Annotated in this window: 14 protein-coding genes and 1 pseudogene; 7 read left to right on the top strand and 8 right to left on the bottom strand. The window is 66.5% G+C overall.

Annotated features, from left to right (window positions below; genetic code table 11):
• Positions 1-405: 405 nt before the first annotated feature.
• On the bottom strand, positions 406-1,335 hold the full coding sequence (locus ACWGI2_RS32205) for a DMT family transporter (protein WP_453699203.1): 930 nt from the start codon (positions 1,333-1,335) through the stop codon (positions 406-408).
• Positions 1,336-1,583: 248 nt separating this feature from the next.
• Here ACWGI2_RS32205 and ACWGI2_RS32200 point away from each other — a divergent pair, with 248 nt between their 5' ends.
• Both ACWGI2_RS32200 and ACWGI2_RS32195 read left to right on the top strand, forming a co-directional pair.
• Entirely contained in the window at positions 1,584-2,510 is a 927-nt protein-coding gene (locus tag ACWGI2_RS32200) for a 2OG-Fe(II) oxygenase family protein (RefSeq protein ID WP_453401500.1), read from the top strand.
• 309 nt (positions 2,511-2,819) lie between these two features.
• Positions 2,820-3,305: a nitroreductase family deazaflavin-dependent oxidoreductase gene (locus ACWGI2_RS32195; protein ID WP_453699453.1), complete on the top strand. Its 486-nt coding sequence runs from the start codon at positions 2,820-2,822 to the stop codon at positions 3,303-3,305.
• A 425-nt stretch (positions 3,306-3,730) separates the two neighbouring features.
• Here the strand turns inward: ACWGI2_RS32195 and ACWGI2_RS32190 are convergent, their stop codons facing one another.
• The 3 genes and pseudogenes from ACWGI2_RS32190 to ACWGI2_RS32180 all read right to left on the bottom strand — a co-directional run.
• Positions 3,731-4,081 (bottom strand): hypothetical protein, encoded by a 351-nt coding sequence (locus ACWGI2_RS32190; protein WP_453699201.1) that lies wholly within the window; start codon positions 4,079-4,081, stop codon positions 3,731-3,733.
• A 498-nt stretch (positions 4,082-4,579) separates the two neighbouring features.
• Entirely contained in the window at positions 4,580-5,002 is a 423-nt protein-coding gene (locus tag ACWGI2_RS32185) for a VOC family protein (protein ID WP_453699200.1), read from the bottom strand.
• Between the two features lie 266 nt (positions 5,003-5,268).
• A pseudogene (locus ACWGI2_RS32180) lies at positions 5,269-5,576 on the bottom strand (transposase); the annotation flags it as partial.
• A gap of 343 nt (positions 5,577-5,919) precedes the next feature.
• Between ACWGI2_RS32180 and ACWGI2_RS32175 the strand changes: the two are divergent.
• Together ACWGI2_RS32175 and ACWGI2_RS32170 are read left to right on the top strand one after the other, a co-directional pair.
• Positions 5,920-6,510 carry a hypothetical protein gene (locus ACWGI2_RS32175; protein WP_453699199.1) on the top strand — a complete coding sequence of 197 codons (591 nt, stop codon included), beginning with the start codon at positions 5,920-5,922 and terminating at the stop codon, positions 6,508-6,510.
• A 33-nt stretch (positions 6,511-6,543) separates the two neighbouring features.
• Complete coding sequence (locus tag ACWGI2_RS32170; protein WP_453699198.1) at positions 6,544-6,960, top strand: hypothetical protein; 417 nt, start codon at positions 6,544-6,546, stop codon at positions 6,958-6,960.
• Between the two features lie 334 nt (positions 6,961-7,294).
• Here the strand turns inward: ACWGI2_RS32170 and ACWGI2_RS32165 are convergent, their stop codons facing one another.
• From ACWGI2_RS32165 to ACWGI2_RS32155, 3 genes are all read right to left on the bottom strand, one after another.
• The gene (locus ACWGI2_RS32165) at positions 7,295-7,480 is read right to left on the bottom strand and encodes a hypothetical protein (RefSeq protein ID WP_453401493.1); all 186 of its coding nucleotides are present in this window, start codon (positions 7,478-7,480) and stop codon (positions 7,295-7,297) included.
• Positions 7,481-7,612: 132 nt separating this feature from the next.
• Positions 7,613-7,882 carry a DUF1905 domain-containing protein gene (locus ACWGI2_RS32160; protein ID WP_453401580.1) on the bottom strand — a complete coding sequence of 90 codons (270 nt, stop codon included), beginning with the start codon at positions 7,880-7,882 and terminating at the stop codon, positions 7,613-7,615.
• Positions 7,883-7,898: 16 nt separating this feature from the next.
• Positions 7,899-8,267, bottom strand: coding sequence for a VOC family protein (locus tag ACWGI2_RS32155; protein WP_453401492.1), 369 nt, complete (start codon positions 8,265-8,267; stop codon positions 7,899-7,901).
• Between the two features lie 195 nt (positions 8,268-8,462).
• On the opposite strand from ACWGI2_RS32155, the gene ACWGI2_RS32150 reads away from it, so the two are divergent.
• Both ACWGI2_RS32150 and ACWGI2_RS32145 read left to right on the top strand, forming a co-directional pair.
• Complete coding sequence (locus tag ACWGI2_RS32150) at positions 8,463-9,125, top strand: restriction endonuclease (protein ID WP_453699197.1); 663 nt, start codon at positions 8,463-8,465, stop codon at positions 9,123-9,125.
• A 127-nt stretch (positions 9,126-9,252) separates the two neighbouring features.
• Positions 9,253-10,200, top strand: coding sequence for an APC family permease (locus tag ACWGI2_RS32145; protein ID WP_453699195.1), 948 nt, complete (start codon positions 9,253-9,255; stop codon positions 10,198-10,200).
• A gap of 81 nt (positions 10,201-10,281) precedes the next feature.
• Here ACWGI2_RS32145 and ACWGI2_RS32140 read toward each other — a convergent pair whose 3' ends face one another.
• Positions 10,282-11,019, bottom strand: a complete 738-nt coding sequence (locus ACWGI2_RS32140; protein WP_453699193.1) for a D-Ala-D-Ala carboxypeptidase family metallohydrolase — start codon at positions 11,017-11,019, stop codon at positions 10,282-10,284.
• Between the two features lie 379 nt (positions 11,020-11,398).
• On the opposite strand from ACWGI2_RS32140, the gene ACWGI2_RS32135 reads away from it, so the two are divergent.
• Positions 11,399-12,838 carry an FG-GAP repeat protein gene (locus ACWGI2_RS32135; RefSeq protein ID WP_453401484.1) on the top strand — a complete coding sequence of 480 codons (1,440 nt, stop codon included), beginning with the start codon at positions 11,399-11,401 and terminating at the stop codon, positions 12,836-12,838.
• The last annotated feature ends 81 nt before the right edge of the window (positions 12,839-12,919 follow it).

Genomic DNA, 12,919 nt, shown 5'->3' with positions numbered 1-12,919 from the left:
CGAGCTGAGAAGTATGGTGCAGCCTCTCGATGACCTCTATGCCAGCCGCAGTTGGCCCGATCCATACGCTTCGCCGGACGACGCCTGGTGGGCGCGCCGTTGCTGGGGGTGAGCTCCGCAGACGTCAAGTGACTGGACCAGCCCGGCAGCTGAGCAACCAGGCCCGCGCGTGCCAGCTATAGGAGTCGTCCCCTCCAGTTGCGTCCTCGGCCGTCCGGGAAGTCTCTCCCATCCGGTGTCGCCCGGGGCGGTGGCCCACTTGTCCGTGGAGGGCAACGGGAACGCGTCGTTCAAGACCGGCAAGCACGACGAGGCTCACCCTGAGAACCTCGGCGTGAGGCTGCGGGCTTCGTCAGCGAGTGGGTGGGCCAGAGGGAGCAGAGCCTGACGGCGTTAAGGCCCGAGTTACGTGTCAGGACCCGGGCGTTTGCCGGTTTCCGCGAGCAGGATCGCGCACATGATCAAGGCGGCGCCGCCGAGGTTGAGGGCGGTGAAAGTGTCTCCCGAGAGCCAGTAGCCACAGATCCCGGCGAACACGGGTTCCATTGCCATGATCAGTGCGATGCGGCCGGGCGAAGAGGTGGTGAACGCCTTGGTCTTGATGAAGAACGCGAGGGCTGAGCCCGGGACCGCGGTCACGGCCAGAGCGAGCCAGACGCTCTGCGCGGCGGGGGCGGTGAGGGCGCCGGTGACGACGGTCCACAGGAGTCCCGACAGGCCCACCACTGACAGCTGTACGAAGGTGAGGAGCCCTGTGTGGGTGCCGGGGCCCACGCGCGCGAGGATCACGTTCTGCACCGTGAAAGAGAGGGCGCAGCCCAGCATCAGGATGTCGCCGCGGTTCACCGAAAGGCCGGTGAGGGTAAGCAGCGAAAGACCGATCAGGGCCAGTACGGCGCCCGCGGTTTGGCGCGGGCGGGGCGGTGTACGCAGCACGAGCGCCGCGAGCAGCGGGGTGAGGATCACGGCGAGACCGGTGATGAAGGCGGCGTTAGACACCGTGGTGTGTTCGAGACCAGCGGTCTGCAACGCGTATCCCGCGAAGAGCACGCCTCCGGCCACGGCGCCGCCCCGCACCTCGCACGCTGTCATGCGGCGCATCTCGCGGGCCTCGAGGAGGCCGACGATGGCTGCCGCGCCGAGGAAGCGGTAGGCGAGGAACGCCTGGACGGATATGAGGACGACGGCGTCCTGGACGACCACATACGTCCAGCCCCACAGCGCCGTGACTCCCAGCATGGCCAGCGCCCATCTGCCGGAGCCGCCGGCTTCCGGGCGGCGCGGAGGCCCGGAGGGAGTCGGGGTTCCGGCGGGCCGGACGGCGCCGAGGCCCATCTGAGAGCTTCTCCGGCAATTCCCATCGAAAGTTGACGAGTGAAATAGGGGGTGCTTATTTGGTAATTCTTCGTCTGTCACACTGGGCCTCATTTGTCACGCTGGACACCATGTGGTTGGCCGAAATGGCCGCCGAGAATTGCCGTACAAGGAAGCTACCATGGGCCGACGTGCCGGCCTCCGGACAGCTTTTGATTGGAATTACCGGACGCCGGAAGAGCATGCAGATATGTCATGGGAGGAAGGAAGTGAACCACGTAAGCAGTACAGATTTGGCCATACCGTCGGTTGATCTCTCATCGGTGAAATCTGTTGCTGAAATCAGTGAAGCATGCCGTCAGCATGGATTCTTCTTCGTGCGAAATCATGGAGTGCCGATCGACCTTGTTGCTTCGGCGTTCGAAGAAACTCGAAAGTTCTACCTCCAGCCACTCAGCGAGAAGATCAAATTCAACGCCAGTGTGGCTTCGCAGTTCCTGGGCTACCGGAGCCTGGGCCGGGAGAAGAGCACCTCGCACACGGGTGGCGAGGCCTGTGAGCAGTACCGGATCGGCAGGACGACCGGCGCTCTGGCATCGGGCCGGACGGCCGACTTCTACCATGAGCCCTTCAGGCAGTGCGCCGCTCTCTTCGAACGCATGACGGTTCTGGGCGACAGGATCTTCTCGGTCTGTGTCGAAGGACTTGCCCTGGGCGGCGATTCCTTCGCCCCCTACATGAAGTCGCCGATGCACCGGCTGGGCCTCAACTACTACAAGGTCGGATACGGCGCGGAGATCGCCAATACGGTCGACTATGCGATGTCACCGCACGTCGATCACGCCATCTTTACCGTTATCGCCCAGGACGAACCGGGCCTGGAAGTGCAGAGTTCCGGCGGTTCCTGGATTCACGTTCCGGTGACTCCGGACGCGCTATTCGTGTTCCTCGGCGATTACGCGCAGCGGTGGACGAACGGGGCGTACCGATCGGCATTACATCGCGTTGGATCTGTGCCCGTCGACAGAATATCCATTCAGTACAAACACCGGCCGTCCTACAGTACGGTGGTCGCGCCTCTGGATCCCTTCGTCGATGAGGAGAATCCGCCCCGCTACGACCCGTTCGACACGGGGAGTTTGTACGAGTCCCTGTTGGAATCCCTGCTCGGGGGGCCCGAGGCCGCACCCCGTTGATCTATCTCGATCTCGGAACAACTCAGTCCCGCCCGCCCCGGTCGAACTCGCCGTCAGCTCAGCACCATCCACGCCCACAGCCGCGAGCACGACACTGAGGGCCGTCTGCGCTGAGCGCGTCTCCGTCGGATTGGATGAACGCTGGTCGAACGTGCCCTGCTCGCGCGTTAGGACGTCGTTGGCTGCCGAACGCCTGTCATCCGGCCGGGCGTTTGGCAGGCGCCCCAGCCGTTTCGGCGGTCTATGAATCCGTGCGGTGCTTGTGTTGAACTGCGCAATACAATCCGTACGCGACGGTGGGTGGACACGATGCCTCTTGAGGGCGAGTACGAGCCGAGCCCGGCGCAGTGGATACGCGATCAGGTCGAGCTGTATGAGAATTCGGGTGGCACACAGGGGACGACGCTCTGGGACACGGGTCTGCCCGTGGTCATCGTCACGATGCGTGGCGCGAAGAGCGGCAAGATCCGCAAGATTCCTCTGATGCGCGTGGAGCACGAGGGGCGGTATGCGGCCGTGGCCTCGAAGGGCGGCTTCCCGCGTCACCCGGTCTGGTACTTCAACATCAAGCTAGACCCGCACGTGGTGCTCCAAGACGGGTCCGTACGCCGGGACATGACGGCCCGTGAGATCAGCGGGGCTGAGAAGGCCGAGTGGTGGAAGCGCGCGGTCGCCGCATATCCGCCGTACGCCGAGTACCAGGAGAAGACCGACCGTGTGATCCCCGTCTTCGTGCTCGAGCCCGCGCCTGTGGCGGAGTCGGCGGACGCCCCACCGTCATCTACGAAGAGCTGATCCGCGCGACCCGCGACATGCTGCGCAACCCGAAGGCGGGCGGTCGTAGCGTGGTGCGGGCGGGGGTGGCCCCGGCTCAGGCTTCGTCTAGGGACGCAGGGCACGAGCCTGTCACCCCCCGCCGTGCTGGGCGCCAGATAGTCCTCGTGCAAAGACTCCAGCAGAATCCGTGGCAGCGGCCGGGTGAGCCCGGCGCGGCGGCAGTCGCCCGCTGCCGCGATGAGGGCCGCTGTTCGTGTGTGGCCGAACTCCCTGCGTTCTCCCAGTCGTTGAGGAGTTCGGGGCCTGCAGCCAGGTGCTCGGCGAGGCCGTACTCGTCGGCGTGGCCGATCGCATCGGCAATCCGTTGGTCCCAGGCGCGGTGGGTGCTCGCTCGCCATGCTCCCCAGCCGTACGGCGGCGGTTGAGCCGCAACTGGGTGGGGGTTACATGTCCTTGAGACGCAGGTTCAGGGCTGCCGTGAGTCCCGCCATCGCCACAGCGGCCAAGGCGAAACAGCCACAGACGAGGCTCACGGTTTCAAGCCATGCGGGGGTCGTGCCAAACAGAGAGACGGAGAACTGGGACCCTGCACCGAGCGCACCGGACCCCGCGGCGAGCAACCATGTGCCAGGGGTGAACGCCGTCCAGGCATTACCCGCAGCCGCAGACCGCGCGATACGCAGGACGACTCGCCCGGCAAGGACCGCGCAGGCGATCGGCGAGATAGCGGCCGCGCCCACCAAGAACACCACGGGCAGAATCCAGAAACTGGCATCTTCGGATGAGAGGATCATGAGTGCATGACCGCCCGAGCAGTAGGAAAGTTGCCCTGCACAGGACGAGGCTCACGGGCAATGCAGCGAGTGATCACCGTAGGACGTCTCATTAACCCTCGATGATAGGACGGCAGGTGCCAGCCCACGCCTTGGGTGGGCGACCGATGTCCAGGCCCTTGCCTCTGGGACCGGCCCGCCACGTGATGAGGGCGGGTCCAAGCTGGGGTCGAAGATCCACGTCATCTGTGACCGTAACGGGCTGCCGGTCTCGGTGGGCATCTCCGGCGCCAGCCTGCACGAGAGTCAGGCCACTCATCCCGCTCAAGCGTGGTATCCCGCCGATCCTCTCCCCGCTACGGGCCCAGACGACGCCGACCGGCCAAGCTGCACGCGGACAAGGGCTACGCCTTCAGAGGTCGTTAAGTCCATTTGTGGTAGAGGCCACCTCGCGCCACCCGGTAGGGGCTTCTAGCGGAAACGGACTCAACGCCATACAAGAAGAGACTCGGTCACCGATCAGCGGTTCTGGGCGGTGATGTTGAACATCCAGCTGATCCCGAACTGGTCAACCAGCGAGCCCGCCTCGTCGCCCCACACCTGCTTTTCCAGAGGCAGCGTTACGGTGCCGCCGACGGACAGCTTCTCGAAGTAGTCGCGAAGCCCCCGGTCGTAGCCGTCGATGAAGATCGCGACATTGTTGCCTGGCTGGTAGGGCGGGTGGCCGGGCCTGTCATCGGGATAGTCCCATGCCATCAGCGTGTAGCCGGCGGGAGTGTCTAAACGAGAGTGCATGACCTTGTCGGCGTTGGGCGAGTCCGGTGAACCGAAACCCGCCACAGTTCCCAACTCCAACTCGCCACCGAACACATCCCGGTAAAACTCCATTGCCTGGCGCGCGTTGCCGTTGAACGTGATGCACGGGTTTACCTGCGACCCCACTCGTTGCTCCTTCGTGAACTGGCCGATCGGGATGTCCGATCACCGCGACGCCAAGGTACCGACGAACCATGACACCCCCTGTCGTGATTCTGTTCGCGGAACCTGGCAACTTAGCGGTGGGCATGCCGAGGAGTTCGTGTAGCTCGCGGGCTCGGAACTCCTGGTCGGGGTGCTGGTTGAAGGCGTTCACGATGGCCTGGTAGGCGGTGTCCGTGTCGGTTGGTTGGGGTTCGCCTCCAGTTGGTGCGAGTTCGGCGATGACCTGACAGGGACGGGTCCTCTAATCGGCGGGCCTTCCCCCGGTACTTGGCAGCGCAGGAGTTCCGGGATCCGCTGGTCGAGCCCGTCCTCGCGCCACAGCGTGAAGTAGTAGAACACCGCCGACCACGCCGGGAAGTCGTGAGGCAGGTAGCGCCACTGACATCCCGTCCGGTTCTGATAGAAGATCGCGTTCACAACTTCCGGAGGTCGCAGGACCCGGGTCACCGGACGCCGACCGTGCCATCCGGTCCTGCTTCCAGGCCGTGATCAACGGACGCGACGCGGTCTCCTTCGCGGATCCGTGGCGATGAATTTTCCGGCGGCGAGGTCATCGTTTCACTGTGTGCTGTGCTGGTGACGCGAGCGTGCCGAGTTTCCCGGATCCGGGTGGGGCGACTCGCCGGGTGCGAAGTAGGCACACAGGCAGACAGGCAGCCTCTCGCGACGTGCCAACCGCCAAGGTCTGGCCCCAGCCCTCGAGCAGGACGGATGGCGACGCTTCCGGCTTTCCAGCGAGTTGGAGGAGGGTAGGGGGGCTTAACGATCTTTTGATGCCGGTCGGGGGAACGGGAGTTGGGAAGGCTTCATCTGTCTCCGTGACCGGTAGGAGCTCACCGGAGATGTTGCGGTGAGCATGAATGAACGGGGAGCTGTCAATGCCTCAGAAGAGGCAGCACTCGCTGCTGATCTGTTCCGTGCTCGGAGCCTCTCTCCTCGCAGGAGGATCAATTCCCGCGCACGCGGCTGAGTCGCACCGCGAGACGAATGTGGGGGAGCTGATCAGCATTGCGGACGGTGAAGCTCCGGCTGCCACCTACGCGCGCGTCCAACAGCGTGCCGAGGAGATACATGCCCGCACCGCGGCGGACAAGAAGTGCACCGGGGTGTGGAAGCACAGCGTCGCCAACGTCGACTGGGACCGGACCTCCGCGGGTACTGTCCGCTGGAACTTCAAACTGACGGCGCGGACGCGTAGCAAGCTTGGCCCGGCCGTGACGGTGTCCATGCCCAACGCCTGGGTGAACAACCACGCCATCAATGCGCCGTACGGTCCTCATCCCCGGGCGAGCACGTACAACTTCCACGGCAGCATGAAGAAGTACAACCGCAAGGGGAGCAGCACGAAGCACACCATCCGCACCAAGAACAAGATCACTTTCTACTGGCTCATCAAGAGCCACAGCAACCCGCGAGCCGGCGCCACGCGTTACATCACCTGCCAGGTGCCGCCCAAGGGGTCGGGATGAGCCGTAGGCACCGGTGCACCGTTGGGAGTGGGCATGGGTATGGGCATGGGCAAAGGTAAGCGCAAGAGCGGAGGCGGGGCAGGCAGGACGTTCGCTGTCCTGGGCGGCCACCACGTACTGGAGGTACGGCGCCTCACCTGGACCTCTGAGCAGATCGAACTCTTCTACCGCATCACGCCTGCGCTTCCCGAGCGGTGGGCGGACGAGCCAGACGGTTCGATGACGGAGGCCGGGCCGCCGATCTTTCTGTCGTTGGAAGCGAAGGATGATCTTGGCGGGGAGTACACGGACGGTGGTGGTGCGTTCGGTACCGACCCCGAAGGCCGGTTCACCGAAGGCTCGGTCTCGCTGCAGCCCGGGCCGGCGCCCGGAGCAGGATCGCTTGCCCTCGCTCTCTCGCTGACGTGCGGCGAACAGCAAAGCACTCATCGGATCGACGTGCCGTTGTGAAGCCCAACGCCAGGCGCTTTCCATGAAGCGCCCCACCGATGTGAACGATCGCGCCGTTGTCTTCGGTGTGCCTCAGTTCACCCCGGAAATGTTGTCTGCCTGGAACATCCGTGCATGGCGCATCGTTCTTCTGGGTGTGGCTGCGGAGGGGACAGTGTCCCCGGGCCTCACCTATAGCCCATGGGGACGATCGTTCGGCTGAAGCCCCATGGAGCCTTCCGCCGAGAGGCGACCGCCCTCCGCCTGTCACGCTCTACGGCCCCGGCTGGTCTCCCCCGTCCAGTCGGGGCCTCTTGTATATCGCCAGGGCGGGGGCGCGCCCCCGCTCGTGTGGTCAGGAATCGTGGGCGGAGATGACGAGTTTCCAGCCGCTGCCGGTGCATCCCTCGTGCGGCGGGGGGAAGCGGTGGCCGCGTACGTCGGCGCTGTACCGGTGGTGCTGTCCGCACTCACACTCGTAGATCCCCGACTCAGGGACGATCTCGCCGGGGTGATGGACCTGCTTTTCACTCTCGCTCATATGTCCGGTCTAAGGCGCCGCGCGCTTTCGCGCGACTTGAGGGCTGAACTTGAGGGCTGAAGTGCTGCGTGCTGTCCGCGTCGCTGCGGTGCATACCAGCGACGGCTAGTACTCCAGTAATCGTGTCCGGAGTCAGGCGTCCATTCGTTCCTCCAGGCGAATGGTCACGGTGTCCCCTTCCTCCTTACCGATCGCCTTGCGCACGTCCGCCTTCACAGGCAGCTTGTGCGTGCCGTTCCCGAGAGCCATGAACGAACTTTGGAACGGATGACCGTCGATCGTGCCCCGGACCTTCACCAGGCCGCGGGTGCCGAAGAACTCCGCCGACCCGGGCCACACGACGTAGGTCCAGCCGCCCTTGTTCGGGCTTTTCTGCAGGGTTGCCGTGAACTGCTTGTTCATCATGGATACCACCTGTTCAGGAGTTTTCGATCAGAAAGAGGTTGTTGCCGTCCGGGTCACGCACAGCGAACATGGGCGGCGCTGCGGGCCCTACCCGCATGACTTCCGCATCCGCATCGATGCCGCGTGCGCGCAGGTCCGCGTGGTCGGCGTCGGCGTCCCGGGTCGTGAGGCGGATGCCGGCCGGGAGCCCTTCGGGAACGAGCGCGATCGTCGTCGTCGCCCCAGGCGGTGCCACCTCGATCCAGCGTCCGGCGCCGAAGGGCACGTCCCGGCGTACTTCGAAACCGAGCTCACCGACGTAGAACTCGATCGCTTTCTGCTGATCAGTGACGTGAATCCCGACTGTGGCGACCTGTGTGATGCGGGTGGTGGTCCTGTTCATGGCCTGCCTCCGCTTCTTTGGCGTTCACCAGGTCAGACGGAGGCAGGTGAGGAAACTCATCGCTGGTCACGAAAGACGTCGACGATGACCAGAACGTAGAGGACCCTCTTGCCGGGGTCGAGCAGGCCTTTCACACTGCGGATCACAGGCGTGGGGAGCGGGGGAGTGATGGCAGCACGACGACGGCGTCGGCGGATGAGGAAGCGTACGCGCAGGCAGTTACAGGGCTGGGGCGCGGTGGCGGCGGTTGTCGCCGCGGTGTGGGTGGCTGGGAACTGGGCGATGGTGTGGCCCGTCCTGGTGGCGGTGTTCGCCATCGCGGTGGTGGGCGGGGCCGGATGGGGTTTGTGGCGTGCGCACCGGCTCGCGGTCGGGCGGGACCGGCAGTGGCGGGCGCAGGAGGAGGCGAGGGCGCGGGAGTTGTCGATGACGGAGGTCGACGCGCTGTCCTGGCAGGAGTTCGAGACGTACGTCGCCGATCTGTGCCGACGGGATGGCTGCACGGAGGTCGTCGTGAGCGGCAAAAGCGGCGACCTGGGGGCCGATGTCATCGGCTATCTCCCCGACGGCCGGAAACTCGTGGTCCAGTGCAAGAAGTACGCGCCGGAGCGCAGCGTGTCCTCGCAAGACATGCAGAAGTTCGTCGGCACCGCCCGCCTCGAGCACGGCGCGGATGTCGCCCTGTTCGTCACCACCTGCCGCTCGTTCACGAGGGCCGCCCTCGGGTTGGCGCTGCGCCAGGACATCGTGGCCCTCCACCGCGACCTGCTGGGCTCATGGGTCAAGGGCGCTCACCTGGACACCCTGATCCCGCTGAACGGAAGCGGCGGCGGCACGACGCGGCGCCCGCCTGCCTGACGGGTAGCCGTGTGCAGAGCGGAACGGCGCCTGTGGCGTGGGGAGTTGGCCTGGCCGAGGGAGGTCAGGGCGAGTGAAGGGGGGCGCTGTCATCGTCCCAGTCACGGTTCATCGTCGCCTCTGGTTCGTGCTGTACGGGGCGGAGCACGGCTTCAAGGGTCTGACGAGCGCCGACTTCACCCCCACGACGGCCGGTTTCCTCGCCCTGGTCCCGATCCTTCTCTTCGCCTACGTCGGGTTCGAGGCGCCGAACGCGGCCGGCGAGGAGATGCACGACGCGCAGCGCGATGTCCCCGCCGCTCTCGGCCGCTCGGCGACGATCGCGGCCGCCTGCTACCTGCTGCCGATCCTCGCCCTCCTGGCCGTGGTCCCCGCCTCGAAGGTCACCGGCATCGGCGGCTTCATGGAGGGCGTCCGTCTGGTCTTCGGCGTCTACGGCAGCGCGGCAGGACCGCTCCTCACGCTCACCGCGGTGATGTTCGTCTTCGCGCTCCTCACCCAGGGCAGTGCCTGGATGATCGTCAGCGACCGTATGCAGGCGATGGCGGCCGCCGACGGCGGTTTCTTCAGCCGCGCTCTCGGCGCCTTCCATCCCAGGCTCGGCACGCCGGTCCGCACGAACCTGCTCTCCGGCGCGGTGGCCACGGTGTTCATGCTCGCGGCGATGCAACTGGTGCGCGGCGACACGGGCGCGATCTTCAGCGTCGTCCTGACGGTGGCGGTCACCACGCTGCTGCTGTCCTACCTGGCGGTCGTCCCGGCATTGATCGTGCTGCGCCTGCGCCGCCCGGAAGTCACCCGCCCCTACCAAGTCCCCTTCGGCGACCGGGGCTTCCTCGCGTGCGCGATCCTCGTCTACGCCTGGATCCTGATCGGCTCCTGGTCGGCGCTCTTCCCCGGCATCCTGGAGAACCTCTTCGGCATCGACTACGTCTTCCAGGACGTCTGGGGCGTCTCGCGCCTCACCTTCGAAACCTTCACCCTCGGCACGATCGCGGTACTGCTGCTCGTGGGGGCGTTGGGTCTGACGGTGGCCCGGCGCGAGGGGACGAAGGCGGACTGGGTGCGGGGCTGACACGGGGGCTCGACCGGATGCTGCACTGAGTTGACCGGCAGGCGCCCCTGGGCAGTAGTCCGGGAGCGCCCGCCGCCGTGTTCAGATGCCGCAGCTCGACGCAGACCAGAAGCGGCTGGCGCGGTGATCGAGGTGGGTGTGGTCGCTGTGACCTGGGTAGCCGGGGCCGAGGATTCCGTTGAAGCCGTGGTTACGGGCCTGCTGGGCGAGTCGGCACAGTGAGTGCGGGCCCGAGCCGAGGTCGGCCGCGTCGCCGTACAGGTGGCGGCTGCCGGCTGCTCCGCCGACCGCGTCGTTGCAGGCATGTGAGCGGAAGCCGCTGGTCACGCGAATGGGCTGGTCGCCGAGTGCGTGCCGCAACGCCTCGAGCTTCCACATGGTGCGCAACGCGTTCGACTTCGCGGTGCTCGCGCTCACCGCGCCGCCTGCCCAGGTGGAGTTGCAGGTGTTGAGTTCGGCGTAGGTGAAGTGGATCGGTGTGCAGTCGCTGTCCTGGAGGGCGTAGATCTTGCTGAATGTCGCCGAACCGGCAACGCCGTCGGCGGCCAGTCCATAAGCCGTCTGGAAGCGTTTGACCGCGGCAGTCGTCGCCGGTCCGTAGGCGCCGTCGATGGCGAGCACGCCACCGTTGCCGGCGTGACCCGCTATCCGGATCTGCAACTGCGTCACGTCGGCGCCCGATGCCCCTTGGGACAAGGTGCGCGACCACGTGTAGCAGCCGTCCGCCTGAGCAGTACCGGCGGTAGCGACGACACCGCCCAGAGTGGCGGCAATGAGCATGACAAGCGAGAGGACGAGTCGTGCGGTGCGTCTGGGCATCAGAGCACTCCATGAGGGGCGGGGGGAATGGGGGATGCGCACGTGCGTTCCGAGCCTGGCGGGCTGGACGGCGCACGTCAACGGGACGTGAACGTCCGTCATTTGTCGGCCCATTGGCAGTTAGGTCGAGCTCGGTGGCGGAGGCGACGCTGAAGCGGCACTGCGGGTGCAGGCGGCGCGCATTGCCGATCATGCGGGGGGAGAGAGGTCCACCCCGGATACGTCGAGTCCGCGTCGCGCCCTCATGGAGGTGGAACTCGCCCTCAGGCAAGTCATGTTCACCGGGCCGCTACCTTCGCACAACCCTTCGTACGCCTCGTGAGTCACATTCCCGCAAGCCCTTTCCCCGCATTTCCTCTTTGACCAACGGAGTTCCACCGTGCGTGTACGTACCCTGGCCGCCACCGCCGTCGTAGCGGCACTCACCGCCACTGGTCTGACCCTGCCGCTCGCCGGGAGCGCCGCGGCGGCTGTCGCGACCCCGCGGTTCGACTTCAACGGGGACGGATACGCGGACATCGCCGTCGGCATGCCCAATGCCACGGTGGATGGCAAGGCCAAGGCCGGCTACGTGAGCGTGATCTTTGGCGGGCCGCAGAGCCCGAGCCAGTCCACCGGCGTCATCAGCCAGGCGGAGGCCGGCATACCCGGCACGCCCGAGGCGGGCGACCGCTTCGGCTCCTCCGTGGCACCCGTCGACGTGAACGGCGACGGCGTCTTCGAGCTCGCCGTCGGGGCGAGCGGCGAGTCGCTCACCTCCGAGCAGCTCAGGGACGAGGGCACCATCACCGTCCTGGACAACTCGGAGTGGAACATCAAGGGCACCACCGTGGCCCGTGGGGCGGGCGAGTTCAGCAGCATCGGCGACTCCATCGCCACGGGCGACTACGACGGCGACGGCGACACCGACCTCGCGTACGGCCAGAACGGCGAGGAGCGCGGCTCGCTCCAGTTCCGCCCCGGCCCGCTCACCGCCGACCCGGTGACCACCACCACCCTGCGCAGCTACAGCATGGGCGGCCGCACCCACGACCTGGCCACCGGCGACTTCGACGGCGACGGCCGGGACGACCTCGCCACCACCTGGAAGGCCATGGAGGACTCCGGGACGTTCATCACGCGATGGGACGACCAGGCCAAGCCCGCCCAGTGGTGGGCCGACGCCGACCGCGGCAGCGCGCTCGCCGCCGCCGACTTCGACCGGGACGGCACGGACGACCTTGCGGTCGGCCTCGTGCAGCCCAACCCAGAGTCGGAGACCACGCATTGCGAGGACCGGCTCGGCGGTGCGGTGCTCCTGCTCAAGGGCTCGAAGACCGCGAACTTCGGCACGGAGAACGAGTGCATCACGCAGTCCAACCCGGAGGTCGGCGGCACCGCCGAGGAGGGCGACGACTTCGGCGCCGCGCTGTCCGCCGGTGACCTGAACGGCGACAGCCGTCCGGAACTGGTGGTCGGCGTGCCCGGCGAGGATGTGGGCACCGTGAAGGACGCGGGCGGGTACGTCACCATGAACGGCACGGAGCACGGCCTCTACGGCGGCCTGGCCCGCAGCCAGAGCACCACGAACATGCCCGGCACGGCCGAGGCCGGCGACCGCTTCGGCGCCCGGGTCGCCGTCGGCGACTACAACCGCGACGGACTGTGGGACACCGCGGTGAGCGCGCCCGGGGAGAACGCCGGTGAGCCCAGGTCGGGTGGCGTCTGGTTCGCGCCGAGCAGCACCGAGGAGACGTACCCGGTGGGCAAGTCGCTGACCCCGTTCGGCTTCGCGCTGCCCCACGGCGCCATCAAGTACGGCGAAGTGATGGGGTCTTGAGCCTTCGCTTGCCCTCCCTCATGTGAACTCATCCGGGGGGGGCTCGGAGGCTGGTCAGTAGGGCGAGCCGGCGCGATGCTC

The organism is Streptomyces sp. NPDC054866 (assembly GCF_053610745.1).
This window is presented reverse-complemented; position numbering and strand designations above follow the sequence as displayed.